Below are 13,802 nucleotides of genomic sequence, written 5' to 3' on the forward strand. Positions count from 1 at the left end.
ATGCTAAAATAATTTTTCTTTAAGCAGTTCCAGATGTATTTTTGGATCAAAATCCTCAGCAATTCCACTATTGATCCATTCTTGAATGGCGTTTTTAAGCACTTGAATTCGGTCCTCCTCTTCTTCTAAAAGTCGTAGACCGGCACGAATTACTTCGCTTGCATTTTTAAATCTTCCTTGAGCAACTTTTGCCTCAACAAAATCCTCAAAATAATCCCCTAAAGAAACAGATGTATTGTGCCCCATGTTATTGATTTTAGAAATTCTGCATCGTAATGTTACCAAACTTTGGTAACAGTTATACTATATTTCAAATCACTGTAAAAATGTATCAGGGAAAAATCAAACCAACTTTCAAAAACTACAAATTCAGTAGACTAAAATAAATTGTTTTTACGTACTTTTGGGACACTTTTTAGCGAGTGCACCCAGAATGATTAACGTTAAGCATATTTCCAAAACATATACGACCAGTAAAGGAAGACGAGTTCATGCATTGGATGATGTTTCCTTCTCTGTCAAAAAAGGAGAAATTTTCGGTATTATCGGAAGTTCCGGCGCGGGCAAAAGCACCATATTACGCTGCCTGAATTTGTTGGAAAGACCTGATCAGGGTGAAATTTGGCTGGCAGATAAGCAACTGACCAACTTAAGCGAGCGCCAATTGCAACAAGAAAGGCAGCACATCGGAATGATTTTCCAGCATTTCAATCTGTTATCTTCCCGAACAATTTTCGATAATATAGCACTGCCATTAGAGCTTAGTCAGACTTCTAAAAAAGACATTCACACACGCGTAACAGAGCTTTTAGAACTGGTTGGCTTGGCAGATAAAGCGAATGATTACCCTAGTAATCTTTCGGGGGGACAAAAACAGCGTGTCGCGATAGCTCGTGCTTTGGCGAACAACCCTACCCTTTTGCTTTGCGATGAAGCGACTAGCGCTTTGGATCCTGGTACCACAAAATCCATTCTCAACCTCTTGCAAACGATCAATGCCAAGCTGCAAATTACTATTGTATTGATCACGCATGAAATCCACGTAGTGAAAGCGATCTGCGATCGCGTTGCCGTAGTAAAGGATGGAAAGATTGTAGAATTGGGCGATCGTTCTCAGATCTTTGGTGCACCGGAACATGCACATACAGCGGCATTTGTCGCTTCTGCGGTGCAGGCAGATTTACCAATTGCTTATCAGCAGCACATTCAAACGGAAAAATTATCCGATACGGATGATTTGTTAGTACGCATCCAAGCGCGGGATAATACCGACTATTCTTTTTCGACATTGCAACAGCAATTCTCACTACATGTTGAGATTGTTGAAGCGCGTATCGAAACTATTGGCGCATTAAAGATCAGTTCTTCCGTATTACGGATTTCTGGAGATCAATTTGATGAAGCTATCGCATTTTGCTCAAATCATTACTTTAACACCGAAATACTAGGCTATGTCTCCAGAAGTTATTAATCTGCTCCTTGCCGGAACGGGCGAAACGCTCGTCATGACCTTTGTTTCCTGCTTTTTTGGCTTCTGCCTCGGGCTTCCAACTGGAGTTTACCTTTTTGCTTCACGCAAAGGCGGCATGCTCGAGAATCGTACTGCTCATAACATCACCTCATTTGTAGTCAATGTTTCTCGATCCATTCCCTTCATTATTCTAATCGTTTGGATGATCCCGTTTACTCGAAGTATTGTCGGTACGTCAATCGGTTTGAAAGCCGCTTTGGTACCATTGAGTATCGGTGCGGCGCCATTTATTGCGCGACTAATCGAAAATAGTTTGATGGATTTGCCGGTCGGTCTAGTAGAAACTGCGAGAGCGATGGGTGCTACCCAATTCCAAATCATTAAGAAAGTGTTGTTGCCAGAAGCGTTGCCATCCATTATCAATCACGCCACCGTCACACTAATTACACTAGTAGGTTATTCCGCCATGGGCGGCGCGGTGGGCGCTGGCGGATTAGGACAGATTGGTTATCAATACGGCTATATTGGCTATGATGCACAAATTATGAATGCAGTGCTTATTTTACTCATCATCATGGTCATCATAATTCAGTATAGCGGAGATTTTATCTCCAAAAAATTCGATCATCGTTAATTCATTTCAACTAAAAAAATACATTATGCGTCATATCATCGCACCTTTGTTTTATATCGTTTTGTCCACCCTTTTCATCGCTTGCGGCAGCAACGCTACGGATGAAAATACCATCCGAGTAGGCATCGTGGCCGGACCAGAAAAAGAAATTGCCGAAGTAGCCAAAAAAGTAGCCAAGGAAAAATACAATCTAGAGATCGAATTGGTCACTTTTAACGATTATGTGATGCCCAATGAAGCCTTGAGCACCGGTGATATTGATGCCAATGCGTTTCAACATGTTCCTTATCTTACGGAACAATCCAAGCAACGCGGTTATAAATTGGCGGTGATTGGTAATACCTTTGTGTATCCTATTGTGGCTTATTCAAAAAAAATAAAATCGATAGCTGAATTGGCAGACAATGCCACCATTGCTATTCCCAATGATCCTACTAACGGTGGTCGCTCGCTGTTGATGTTGCAAGAGCAAGGCTTAATTTCTTTGAAAGAGCAAACAGGCATAATGCCGAAAGTGATCGATATCACGGCTAATCCTAAAAATCTACGTATCCTGGAGCTTGAAGCGCCACAACTCCCAAAAGTATTGGGTGATAAAGAGGTGTCTATTGCGATTATCAACAACAATTTTGCTGCACAAGCGGGATTGGATGCCGACAAATTGGGTCTGTTCCGCGAAAGTAAGGAATCACCTTACATGAATGTTATCGTGACGCGCGAGGATAATAAGGATTTAGAAAAAGTAAAGAAATTCTTGCAAGCCTACCAATCGGATGAAGTAGAACAGAAAGCGTTAGAATTGTTTAAAGGACAAGCTGTGAAAGGCTGGTAAAGCCACTTAAAGATCAAACTTTTCGTTGAGGTACTTCCAATAGCGCTTGGGCACATGCTGCAGATGCAGTTTGGTATTCTTACGTTCGGTGATATTGGTGCTTCGAAAATATCGACGCCATAGTTCATCATACAAAGCTTCGCGCTCTTCGCCACGCGCGACCAACTCCGCTTCGGAAGGAAGATCGCTTAAGTGAATCTCTACAACTTCCGTCTGATTGTAGTAAGCGCCGTAATCGCGTTTAATATCGTAGATAACCCACGATTGATCCGCATAACGATCTCTAAAATGTGGAATAATGAGTGGGATAACATTAAAGTCGGGATCTATCTTGGCGAAAAATAACTCATCGCTCAACTTCCTAAAACGAACAAACGCTTTGAATCGGTGTCGCTCACGCGATACTGATTTGTTTATTTGTTTCATACGCAACACATCTTCATGTCCGTAATTACGTGATAAGCTCGTACCTTCGGGTGTAAGGTAATGACGTACCAAACGCAAAATCAAATCTTCTACCCCATCCAATTCTGAAAGGTAAGCGGCATACAATTCCTGAAAATCCTTTTGCCCGACCCGATTAATAATTCCCTTTTTGACACGAGCAGCCTTGGCCTCATCGGCATGCACTTCATGGCGTGCGCCAAACAAATCGGTCTGATCGGCTCGTGCTTCGCGCTGTATCGTCGCTGAACTAAACTTATATTCGTACACTTCGAAGATCGCCGTCAACAACCCAACCCAACTCCCATCGTAGGACAAAGTGATACGTTGCTGCATCGCCAACATTAAAATAGGGTCAATTGTTGATTGAACACTTTTTTATACTTGGTATGCGAAGCAGCCAAAATATAATGTTTAATCATTTCCGCAGGACGATCCGACATGATTGGCACAAAACCTTGACAGGATATAAAATACCGTACCTTATTAGCAGAAACACCAATTTTCTGCAAATGCTCCATACGCAAAGCACCGAAACGTCGCGCAGCGACTATTTTCTTAGCTGAAGTTACCCCTATCCCTGGCACACGCACAATCGCTTCATAAGGCGCTCGATTAATATCCACTGGAAACTGATGCAAATTCCGCAAAGCCCATCCTAATTTTGGATCAATATCGAGATCCAAATTCGGATGACGCTCGTTTACGATTTCATCGCGTTTAAATCCGTAAAACCGCAGCAACCAATCCGATTGATACAGTCGATTTTCGCGAATGACGGGCACGTCCGACCCCAGACCGGGCAAGCGATTGTCATTGGATATGGGGATATAGCCAGAATAATACACGCGTTTTAAATTGTACTCTGAGTAGTAATGATCGGCCGTTTTCATGATATGCATATCGGATTCGCCCGAAGCACCAATGATCATCTGCGTACTCTGCCCGGCCGGCGCAAACTTAGGCGTAGAGCGAAAGATCTTCTTTTCTTCTTTGGTGCGAATGATCTCATTTTTCAGATAACCCATTGGCACATCCATATCCTTTCTGTTTTTCTCCGGCGCCAAAAGCTTCAAACCTGTCTCGGTGGGTATTTCCAGATTTACACTCAATCGATCGGCATACAATCCGGCATCGTTGAGCAAATCATCCGAAGCACCTGGAATCGTTTTGAGATGGATATAACCATTAAAATTATGTTCTTGCCGTAATTTTTTGGCGATTAGTACCAATCTTTCCATCGTATAATCGGCGTTTTTGAAAATGCCTGAACTTAGAAAGAGCCCTTCAATATAATTTCTTCTGTAGAAATTGATAGTGAGATCTACCACTTCTTGTACGGTGAATGCGGCACGTTTGATATCATTGCTCCTTCTCGAAACACAATAGGCACAATCGAAAATACAATGATTGGTGAGCAGAATCTTGAGTAACGAAACACAGCGACCATCCTCGGTGTAGGTATGACATATTCCTGCGCCGGTATTTCCCAAGCCGCCTTTCTTGTTATTCCGATCACTTCCGCTTGAACTGCAACTAACGTCATATTTGGCTGCATCTGCCAATATCTCCAACTTCTCCTTAATCCGATCGTCTGCCATGTATAGGATGATTTTGTATTTAAAGCCTGAGAATTATCAACTCCTGCACTATATCAAAACTATAAAAAACTAATTATATTAGCAATAAAACTATAAAAAATAGTATTTAACGCAAATATCTTAAGATTGTACAGGTATTGAATAATAGTTTTAAGGAGAATTACTTCACTATGAGATAGCCATACCTAGATCACAAGGCATAAAAAAAGGTTTTCAAACGGGGAGAATGAAAACCTTTACTAACCAATTATAAACCTAAATTATGATGACACAAAGATAGTGTAAAAAATACACTATCAAAATATTTTCAAACTATTTTTTGTTTTCGGACAATATTTTGACAATTCTCAATCCTGACTGGAAACCTGTAGTTATAGCTCACGGAGAGCTGACAGGTAACGATATTGTTTATTTAAAAGACTATTACGATTAAAATCATAATGCTTGGGCGTTTATTGGAGGCAATAATTGCATGTTTTTTAACTATAAAACATGCAATTGTAGCGTTTTTCTCACATATGCGTTATTTAAGATAAACCCTATCATTATGAATAAGATTTATTGGATTCTCTTTACTATTTCGATGTTATCTTTCGCTTGTTCGAAAAGCGAATCGATTCCTACAGAACCTGGCAATGCTACTTTTTCGAAGATGCGAAGTCACTTTAGCAATGAACTGAAGTGCACTACTCCAGGCATGATGCAAACGAATCTTTTTCAGGGCATTTACGAAGGAGAAACGGTTTACTACGTTGCAATTGTGTGCCCCAACTGCAATACCCTACCGCCAAGAAGCGGATATACTGATACGTTGGAAGAGATTGTTTTCGCTGATTTTCGAAATGTAACCGATAATAAGATGGTATATGACAGCTGTACCAAAAAATTTGCTGAATAAAATCTGAAGTTAGATTTTATCCCCTTTAATGGATCGTAGATAAGTGACAAAGGCCAGCTTTAAAGCATCTTGAATCAAGAGTTCATCGGGACCATTATCGCTACTGCTATGGCCTATGATCTCTTGATTATCTTCGTCATCACCAACAATAGCCATAATACATTGATCACTATCTGTTTTAAACAGCCCCACACCTACAGGATGATTGTCTATAGCAACAAACCAAGTTTCATCATGCAATTCGTTTACTACTTTAGGAATATCTGTCCATTTCTTTAGCTGGGATAAGGTAATGTCGTTGTATTTCATGTCGTGCATTTAGAGATATAACAACTAGAGCTAAATTTGGTGTGTCTTATTGAAGAATAAAATAAAAACGCTGAAACAGACTTTTTAAGGAACGATGCATATAGCATGAACAACTTCCCTTTGCCAGATGCAAATAAATGCAAATGGCAAAGGAAAGATAGGTCATTTATTTCTTCAACTGTACCTGTATTGTATGCGTACCCGCCACCAATTTTTGCGGTGGATTTGCTATCGCATTCTCTGGCAAAGAAAGTGTGGCACTACCATTGGCTGGCACAGTTACGGTATAAGTCACGGTATTATTCTTATTTCGTTTCCATTTGGAAACAATAGTACCGTACGGCGAGCGGTGGCTCACTTCAGCATGCGCCAATCCTTCTGGAAACATCGGGCGCAACAAAGTATGCTTAAATCCTGGTTGCGCTGGATCTGGATGTATACCGCCGATAGATTTGAAAAACCAACCACCGATCTCTCCAAACATCATATGATTATCTGAAATATCCCTTTCTGCGTCCAAATCCCAATTTTCTAATAAAGTAGTCGCGCCGTTGACTACCCACCAACCCCATGATGGATACGTGTCTTGCACCGCCACTTTGTATGCTGAAGCACCATAGCCATTGTCTTTCAAAGCATCTAATAATGCTTTGGCACCCAACACACCCACATCAAGATGGAAGTTAGTTTCTTCTACTTTCTTATTTAAGTTGGCCGCTACTTTCGCGACCATATCCTCGGGCACTACTTTCCAGAACAATGGTACGCTTAACTCCGTTTGCGTACCGTCGGCATAAATTCCTTTCTCCCGATCGAGGAACTTATTGTTAATCGCGTCTTTGATCTTTTGGCTCAAGGCTTCATATTTCTGCTGATCTTGGGTTTTCCCAAATAGCTTCGCTGCCTTAGCCAAAATAAGTGCATCGGTATAGAAATAGACCGAAGATGTCAATTCTAGATTGGAGGTTGACTTCACTGGCACCCAATCTCCACGGCCAAAAGTAGTCAAGCCCTTAGGGCTAATACGCTCCACATAATTTACATAGCGTTTGATATTCTCGTAAGAATCGGCCAGCAGCTTCGAATCACCATAGAACATATACACTTGCCACGGAATAATCGCGATCGTACTCGTCCAATCCAATCCATTCGCTGTGCCGTAACCCCAACCACCTGTTGGAATGATATCGGGCAATACGCCATTCGGTTGCTGTTCATCCCGATGATCAGCGATCCATTTTTCATAAACGGTGATTCCTTCAAAATTGTACAAAGCAGTTTCAATGGCCAAATGTCCATCGCCCGTCCAACCATTCTTTTCGCGTTGCGGACAATCCGTCGGATAGCCCATCAGATTTGACAGATACGCATTATTAGTCACGCTCCACAGGTCGTTGACCAATTGAGACGAGGTTTTCACTTCGCCCAGCGGCACCACATCGCTATGCATGAAATAAGCGGTGACATTTTTGGCATCCAACTGGATTGGCTCGCTACTGCTGATCTCCACATAGCGGAAACCTTTATAATTGAATTTAGCAGTAAACTCGTCTTCTTTTCGTCCACTCAGCGTTAAAATATCCGTCTGGAAAGGATCTGCTTCCTTATCACCATGATAATAGACATCGATGTTAGATAAATCAATGCGACCGTTGTCATGCAGGCGCTCTCCGTGTTTGATCTTTAAGACCGTACCCGCCACTCCTTTCGCTCGAATATGCGTTACGCCGGCCATATTTTGCCCCATATCAAATACATATGTGCTATCGTTGATTTTACGTACCGATTGCGGATCGTATCGGCGGCCAAAGCGAATGGGCACCATTTGCTGCGAAACGATATTGTCCGAAGGAAAACTCCGATAGCGTACGCCCTGCCATTTCTGATCGTCAAATCCCGGACTATCCCAACCATCTTGTTCCAAGCGCGCATCATAATGTTCGGCTGTATAGATGCTATTAAAAGTAATTGGCCCAGCGGACGTCTTCCAATCTCTTTCAGACTTAATGGTTTCTTCGGTACCATCGGTGTACACGATATGGAGATCTAAACAAAAAGTTGGTCTGGCTCGCCAAGGCGCGTTATGAAAATCCCACACACCCAGCGACTGATGATTGTACCAACCATTTCCCAATACCACACCCAGTGCATTCTGTCCTTCGTTCAACTGCGCGGTCACATCGTGCGTTACGTAGAGCGTACGCCGATCAAACCGCGTGTACATCGGATCCAACCGATGATCGCCAACTTTGCGACCATTGAGCGACAGCTCGTATAATCCAGCTACCGCAATGTACGCGCGTGCACGAGCCACTTCTTTGTTAAGATTAAATTCTTTGCGAAAATACGGCGCTGGTTTATGATCGATAGTATGATGATCGCTAATCCACGCTCCTTGCCATTGGGCATTGCCCATTTTTCCAGTTTCAAAAGCACTAACTGCTGATGCGTTTGGCTTTGATTCTTTGTCCCAAATGATTACTTTCCAGAAATACCGCGTTTGCGGCAGCAACTGCTTACCGGCAAAAGTCAGCAATATATCGTCTGCCGTTTGTTTTCCTGTATCCCAGATTTGTCCACGATCATTCACCACGGCCATGGAGTCTGTATCGATCAGCACACGATATGCTGTTTGCAATGCGCCCTGTCGATTATCTTCGAGCTTCCAACTTAATCGAGGATTCGGATTGTCGACTCCTAGCGGATCCTGCAAATGCTCGCAGCGCAGATCGATAGGTTGTCCATTATTCGGCTTCGCCGCAGCAAAGAAACAAAGGGGAAATAATAGCAGAAAAAAAGGAACGGCTTTTAACATAAAGGTATAGGTATCTAAAACTAGAAGTAAACAATATAATAATCTGATTGTCAGTAAATAAAAGATAAATTGTTAGAAAGACCATTCATCGGTGCGAAACGGTGCCACTGGCAATCCTTCACTATTATAGAGATTGGAAATTCCTGCTTCTGTAAAATTGAATCGTACGGCTTGTGGATTTTTCACTTCAGAAGCAGATACGATCAGCTTCTCTCCACGCACCACGCCCTTTGCAGCGTGAAAAACCTGATCAGCACCAGCGATATATAGATCTAAGAGCTGGTCTCCTTTTACTTGCAATTTGCCATCGAGATGATCGAAGCTAATTTCTATCTGATTTCCCTTTACCGTATGATTTTTATAAATCGGTGATTTATAGTTTCTTTTGGCAGGTAACTTATAGTGTTCCTGCAAGGCTAGTGCAGCCAGACGATCGGCAACGGCATGCTTCTGAATGGGATGAATATCTTTGACATTGTCTACCAAATCAGAAATGACAACCATGCCACTATTAGGCAATGTTCGTGCTGTTTTCTCTTGCTGTTCGCGTAATAATGCGGCCAGTGGCGCTTTGTTATTATAGGTGAATGGTGCAATCTGCACGAAGTAGAATGGTAATTGCTTCCCCCATGCAGCTCGCCAAGCTCCTACCATCTGTTGCATCAGCCGATCGTACGAATACCAAGCGCCTACATTACTTTCGCCCTGATACCAGAATATGCCGGAAATCGAAAATCTCCGTAATGGAAAAATCATGCTATTCCACAGCGAAGCTGTTCGGTGTGGGCGATACGCGCCAGCCGTTTGATTTTCAGCGGATTTTTGTAAAATCCCATCATTGGCGAACACGCTCGTTGGCGTCCATACTTCTGCTCCTGTGCCGCCCCAGCTCGCATTGATAATACCAATAGGCACGCCGACTTCCTGACGGAATTTCTTGGCGATAAAATAGCCAATAGCAGAAAAAGGTTTTAGCGACTGGGCGTCCAATAATTGCCAGCTATCTGGAATATCTTCTTGCGGATAGGCGGCCGCATAGCGGCTGACTTGCAACAATCGGATTTGGTTGTCATTTGCTTGCGGCAGTTCTTCTAAAATCTCAGGTAGATTCTGCGCACCACCCCATTCCATATTAGATTGGCCAGAGCACAACCAAACATCACCCAAAAGCAAATCTTCTAACTGCAGTTTCTGTGCTCCAGATGTCACTTTTAAGGTATATGGACCACCAGCTGCGCTGGTACGAATCGGCACTTCCCAATTGCCACCACCGTCAATCACTGTATGCACGGTATCGGATAACCAAGATGCGTACACCGACACTTTAGCGCCAGCGCTTCCCCATCCCCAGACCTGCACTTCTGACTCGCGCTGCAATACCATATGGTCTGACAAGACATGTGGAAGTCGTAATTGAGCTTGTGCTGTAAGACATAGCAGGCATAGCCCGAACAGCAGTTTGATGTTTTTCTGCATATTATTTATTCATTCATTAGTTAGGAACTAAAGACAGTTATACAAATGTTTGTACGCTATAACCTCTATTAGTTTAGGTAGATAAGTATCATGTAAAGATAGTATTTCTTGTGTCATCTCCTACATAGCAGCGATCTGCCTGCACATATTTATCGTCAGACAACCGCCTGTATGAAAGATGATATTGCGCAATATGCATTTTAAAAAATCTTCCCCGATGGCACGATCGATTCATCTGAATCCTTTAGAAAAAAACATGACCTATCGACTGTAATTTAAAAGAAATATATCTTATATTGCAAGATAATTAACACCATAATAATTGTTATTTATTAACCAAATTATATCCAATCAAGTGCGATGGAAGCGACATTCCAACCTGACGTTATTATTGTGGGAACCGGACTTGCAGGACTTACTGCTTCCATGGAGATTACTAACGTCGGAAAAAAAGTACTTCTACTCGATCAAGAAACGGAACAGAATATGGGCGGACAAGCATTCTGGTCTTTCGGAGGTTTATTTTTGATCAACTCACCGCAACAGCGTCGAATGGGCATTAAAGATTCTTATGAACTGGCGCTTCAGGATTGGAAAGGTACGGCTGGATTTGATCGTGAGGAAGATTATTGGCCGCGCCAATGGGCGCAAGCTTACTTGAAATTTGCAGCCTATGAAAAATATGACTACGTCTCGAAGTTAGGAATCAGGCTGATGTTTATGGTCGGATGGGCCGAGCGCGGCGATGGTTTAGCCACTGGTCACGGAAACTCTGTACCACGCTTTCATGTGAGCTGGGGAACCGGCACTGGCGTGCTAAAGCCATTTGTGGACAAGGCTTATGACGCGCAGCGAAATGGTCTCCTACAAATGAAGTTTAGACATCGAGTCACGGAGCTAATAGTATCAGATAACAAAATCAACGGAGTTAAGGGAGACCTGCTGGAAATGGATGATAAAGACCGAGGTATTGCGACCAATAGAAATGTGATTGCGCCATTTCGATATCATGCCACACATGTAATTATTGCTTCTGGGGGTATAGGAGCCAATCTTGAACTGGTTCGCAGCAACTGGCCTGAAAGATTAGGGAAAGCTCCCGAAAACATGATCTGTGGCGTACCTGCCTATGTAGATGGAAAAATGATCGGCATTTCTGAAAATTTCGGAGCACATATTATCAATCGAGATCGCATTAGGCAGAAACAGAAATGAAAAGTTATTTCGACAATAAAGTGGTCTGGATTACAGGAGCTTCATCAGGGATAGGTGAAGCCTTAGTTATAGCATTGGCTGCTAAAACTAAGGCAAAAATTATTCTTTCATCCAGAAATGGAGATCGGCTAAATATAGTTGCCCAAAAGGCTAAACTTGATCAAGATCGCTTCCTAGTACTGCCTTTAGATCTGGAAGATCCTAAAAAAATGCCTGACATCGTATCACAGGCTGAAAATCGCTTTGGAAAAATCGATATTTTGATCAATAATGCTGGACTTTCTCAACGCTCGCTAGCTATGGAAACGGATATTGAAGTAGATAAGCGCCTCATGGATATCGATTTTATAGGAACAGTGGCTCTGACTAAAGCTGCGCTACCACATATGATCCAACGAGAAGATGGACAAATCGTTGTCATCTCTAGTCTGATGGGAATCTTTGCTACTCCTATGCGTAGTAGTTATGCTGCGGCAAAACATGCACTGCATGGATTTTTTGACGCATTGCGTGCGGAATTATATTCAAATAAAATTGCAATTACGATCATTTGCCCAGGATTTGTACAAACCAATATCTCCGTTAATGCGCTAACCGGTAATGGTGCTGCTCAGGGTACTATGGATGACGCGACTCAGCAAGGAATGCCAGTGGATGTGTTTGCCCAGAAAATGCTTTCCGCTGTAGCTAAAAAGAAAAATCTGGCTACTATAGGCGGCAAAGAAGTTTTAGGGGCTTATCTTAAGCGATTTCTACCTAATGTGCTAGCTAAGATCGTCCGCAAAACTAAAGTAGTATAGTGCTCTAAAAAGATACAGTTAACCTCGAACCAGTTGCTTTTCTGATAAAAATTTGATAAAGTGTTACTCTTAGGTCGTTATACTATTCTCTTTAAAAACGCCAACAATTTTGTAGGAGAATAAAACAGATCGGGCGACTGATGAAGATCTAGTTGCTATAATAGCAGTAGCGCAAAGTTTGATCGCAAATGCGGCCTACTCTCGAGTTGATAAGCCTATCCAAGCGGCTCACGATCGTATTGCTAAGCCATCCATTCTGTCAATTCCTATAAAGAAAGATTACTGAGCTACACTGAAAATTGACCTCTAGAGAACGGACTTTGAAAGATGGAAATATGAGCTACGATGGTAATTGTGAACGCGATACACTTAAATGTAAGTAGTAAAAAAGCCTATTAATATATACGGGTAATAAGTGCTAACACATCAGAGAGAAGTTTGGCTAGATTTATGCTAATCATCAGATATAGTTTATTTTTTCACAACTTAGATCTTACTTATGAAACTTTATTTGGGAATGGTGGGATTGGTGTTAACCATGATCTCTTGTCAGCAAAACGGCAACAAATCAAATTCTGAAGATATTACAAATGAAAAGGATAGCATTGCTACATCAACTCATAATTTAGATAATGGTCACTACTGTTATATCCTAACAGAAGGTGACAAAAGTCAAGATACGACCAAAGTGCATTTTCTAATTAATGCAAATGAGGTAACAGGCGAAATGGATTGGTTACCTTACGAGAAAGATTCGCGTAAAGGCACACTCCAAGGCAGCATTGACGGAGAGGATGTCGATGTACAATGGATCTATATGCAAGAAGGTACGAACGACACTTTGCATCTTCAATTTAGGTTGACTAGCGGCACAGAATTATATCAGAAACCACTGAAAGTAAACGCGAAGAGTATGCGAGAACAGACGGATGAGTCTGCCGAATATTCGGTCAAATACGCAGCTGTAGATTGTAAATAGTTTTTTCAACTTTATTTCCCATACCTTATTCCCCATTATGTCACACTTACTATTCGTCGATATCAGTCCGCTTGCCATCGGAATTATCGTAGCCATTCCAGTCTTATTTCTTTTGCTTGCGATCTATCAGATTTTGAAAAAAGAAACAGGACTAACTAAAATCCTGTGGATCTTGGTAGTGCTTTTCTTTCCATACTTAGGAGCAGCGATTTATTTTATTTCTCGATATCTTGATAACAAAAGACGTCGGGATGAAGAACGTATAATACGTCAGGATGCTGAACGGAGAGATCTTATGTAGATTGGCTGATAAGCCTTCCAGATATAA

Annotated in this window: 14 protein-coding genes; 8 read left to right on the forward strand and 6 right to left on the reverse strand. The window is 42.0% G+C overall.

All coding sequences use genetic code 11. The features are described 5' to 3' along the window. Positions 1-3: 3 nt before the first annotated feature. Complete coding sequence (locus AC3IRT_RS11980) at positions 4-246, reverse strand: type II toxin-antitoxin system ParD family antitoxin (RefSeq protein ID WP_489393453.1); 243 nt, start codon at positions 244-246, stop codon at positions 4-6. Positions 247-433: 187 nt separating this feature from the next. Between AC3IRT_RS11980 and AC3IRT_RS11985 the strand changes: the two genes are divergently transcribed. The 3 genes from AC3IRT_RS11985 to metQ are packed head-to-tail and all read left to right on the forward strand — an operon-like array spanning position 434 to position 2,937. Next, positions 434-1,471 carry a methionine ABC transporter ATP-binding protein gene (locus AC3IRT_RS11985; RefSeq protein ID WP_489393454.1) on the forward strand — a complete coding sequence of 346 codons (1,038 nt, stop codon included), beginning with the start codon at positions 434-436 and terminating at the stop codon, positions 1,469-1,471. Next, positions 1,452-2,105, forward strand: coding sequence for a methionine ABC transporter permease MetI (gene metI / locus AC3IRT_RS11990; RefSeq protein WP_489393455.1), 654 nt, complete (start codon positions 1,452-1,454; stop codon positions 2,103-2,105). The genes AC3IRT_RS11985 and metI overlap by 20 nt, the downstream gene beginning before the upstream one ends. A 25-nt stretch (positions 2,106-2,130) precedes the next feature. Beyond that, positions 2,131-2,937, forward strand: coding sequence for a methionine ABC transporter substrate-binding lipoprotein MetQ (gene metQ / locus AC3IRT_RS11995; RefSeq protein WP_489393456.1), 807 nt, complete (start codon positions 2,131-2,133; stop codon positions 2,935-2,937). Between the two features lie 6 nt (positions 2,938-2,943). Here metQ and AC3IRT_RS12000 read toward each other — a convergent pair whose 3' ends face one another. Both AC3IRT_RS12000 and AC3IRT_RS12005 read right to left on the reverse strand, forming a co-directional pair. After that, complete coding sequence (locus tag AC3IRT_RS12000; protein WP_489393457.1) at positions 2,944-3,717, reverse strand: TIGR03915 family putative DNA repair protein; 774 nt, start codon at positions 3,715-3,717, stop codon at positions 2,944-2,946. Positions 3,718-3,725: 8 nt separating this feature from the next. After that, positions 3,726-4,982: a putative DNA modification/repair radical SAM protein gene (locus tag AC3IRT_RS12005; RefSeq protein ID WP_489393458.1), complete on the reverse strand. Its 1,257-nt coding sequence runs from the start codon at positions 4,980-4,982 to the stop codon at positions 3,726-3,728. A 547-nt stretch (positions 4,983-5,529) separates the two neighbouring features. Here AC3IRT_RS12005 and AC3IRT_RS12010 point away from each other — a divergent pair. Continuing rightward, positions 5,530-5,880, forward strand: a complete 351-nt coding sequence (locus tag AC3IRT_RS12010) for a hypothetical protein (RefSeq protein WP_489393459.1) — start codon at positions 5,530-5,532, stop codon at positions 5,878-5,880. Between the two features lie 9 nt (positions 5,881-5,889). Here the strand turns inward: AC3IRT_RS12010 and AC3IRT_RS12015 are convergent, their stop codons facing one another. From AC3IRT_RS12015 to AC3IRT_RS12025, 3 genes are all read right to left on the reverse strand, one after another. Further along, entirely contained in the window at positions 5,890-6,189 is a 300-nt protein-coding gene (locus tag AC3IRT_RS12015; RefSeq protein ID WP_489393460.1) for a hypothetical protein, read from the reverse strand. Positions 6,190-6,355: 166 nt separating this feature from the next. Continuing rightward, complete coding sequence (locus AC3IRT_RS12020) at positions 6,356-9,004, reverse strand: alpha-L-rhamnosidase (RefSeq protein ID WP_489393461.1); 2,649 nt, start codon at positions 9,002-9,004, stop codon at positions 6,356-6,358. 72 nt (positions 9,005-9,076) lie between these two features. Next, complete coding sequence (locus AC3IRT_RS12025) at positions 9,077-10,480, reverse strand: sialate O-acetylesterase (protein ID WP_489393462.1); 1,404 nt, start codon at positions 10,478-10,480, stop codon at positions 9,077-9,079. Positions 10,481-10,840: 360 nt separating this feature from the next. On the opposite strand from AC3IRT_RS12025, the gene AC3IRT_RS12030 reads away from it, so the two are divergent. The 4 genes from AC3IRT_RS12030 to AC3IRT_RS12045 all read left to right on the forward strand — a co-directional run bounded on the left by AC3IRT_RS12030 (position 10,841) and on the right by AC3IRT_RS12045 (position 13,775). Then, a complete protein-coding gene (locus tag AC3IRT_RS12030; protein ID WP_489393463.1) occupies positions 10,841-11,695 on the forward strand; it encodes an FAD-binding protein in 855 nt (284 codons plus the stop codon). Then, positions 11,692-12,495 carry an SDR family oxidoreductase gene (locus tag AC3IRT_RS12035; RefSeq protein WP_489393464.1) on the forward strand — a complete coding sequence of 268 codons (804 nt, stop codon included), beginning with the start codon at positions 11,692-11,694 and terminating at the stop codon, positions 12,493-12,495. The genes AC3IRT_RS12030 and AC3IRT_RS12035 overlap by 4 nt, the downstream gene beginning before the upstream one ends. A 499-nt stretch (positions 12,496-12,994) precedes the next feature. After that, positions 12,995-13,474, forward strand: a complete 480-nt coding sequence (locus AC3IRT_RS12040) for a hypothetical protein (RefSeq protein ID WP_489393465.1) — start codon at positions 12,995-12,997, stop codon at positions 13,472-13,474. Between the two features lie 37 nt (positions 13,475-13,511). After that, a complete protein-coding gene (locus AC3IRT_RS12045) occupies positions 13,512-13,775 on the forward strand; it encodes a PLDc N-terminal domain-containing protein (protein WP_489393466.1) in 264 nt (87 codons plus the stop codon). Positions 13,776-13,802 lie beyond the last annotated feature (27 nt).

This window comes from Sphingobacterium sp. KH_072 (assembly GCF_057837975.1).

Excerpts from the sequence above, each read along its gene's own strand:
- AC3IRT_RS11980 (WP_489393453.1), bottom strand. The coding sequence starts at position 246 with ATGGGGCACAATACATCTGTTTCTTTAGGGGATTATTTTGAGGATTTT.
- AC3IRT_RS11985 (WP_489393454.1), top strand. The coding sequence starts at position 434 with ATGATTAACGTTAAGCATATTTCCAAAACATATACGACCAGTAAAGGA.
- metI (WP_489393455.1), top strand. The coding sequence starts at position 1,452 with ATGTCTCCAGAAGTTATTAATCTGCTCCTTGCCGGAACGGGCGAAACG.
- metQ (WP_489393456.1), top strand. The coding sequence starts at position 2,131 with ATGCGTCATATCATCGCACCTTTGTTTTATATCGTTTTGTCCACCCTT.
- AC3IRT_RS12000 (WP_489393457.1), bottom strand. The coding sequence starts at position 3,717 with ATGCAGCAACGTATCACTTTGTCCTACGATGGGAGTTGGGTTGGGTTG.
- AC3IRT_RS12005 (WP_489393458.1), bottom strand. The coding sequence starts at position 4,982 with ATGGCAGACGATCGGATTAAGGAGAAGTTGGAGATATTGGCAGATGCA.
- AC3IRT_RS12010 (WP_489393459.1), top strand. The coding sequence starts at position 5,530 with ATGAATAAGATTTATTGGATTCTCTTTACTATTTCGATGTTATCTTTC.
- AC3IRT_RS12015 (WP_489393460.1), bottom strand. The coding sequence starts at position 6,189 with ATGAAATACAACGACATTACCTTATCCCAGCTAAAGAAATGGACAGAT.
- AC3IRT_RS12020 (WP_489393461.1), bottom strand. The coding sequence starts at position 9,004 with ATGTTAAAAGCCGTTCCTTTTTTTCTGCTATTATTTCCCCTTTGTTTC.
- AC3IRT_RS12025 (WP_489393462.1), bottom strand. The coding sequence starts at position 10,480 with ATGCAGAAAAACATCAAACTGCTGTTCGGGCTATGCCTGCTATGTCTT.
- AC3IRT_RS12030 (WP_489393463.1), top strand. The coding sequence starts at position 10,841 with ATGGAAGCGACATTCCAACCTGACGTTATTATTGTGGGAACCGGACTT.
- AC3IRT_RS12035 (WP_489393464.1), top strand. The coding sequence starts at position 11,692 with ATGAAAAGTTATTTCGACAATAAAGTGGTCTGGATTACAGGAGCTTCA.
- AC3IRT_RS12040 (WP_489393465.1), top strand. The coding sequence starts at position 12,995 with ATGAAACTTTATTTGGGAATGGTGGGATTGGTGTTAACCATGATCTCT.
- AC3IRT_RS12045 (WP_489393466.1), top strand. The coding sequence starts at position 13,512 with ATGTCACACTTACTATTCGTCGATATCAGTCCGCTTGCCATCGGAATT.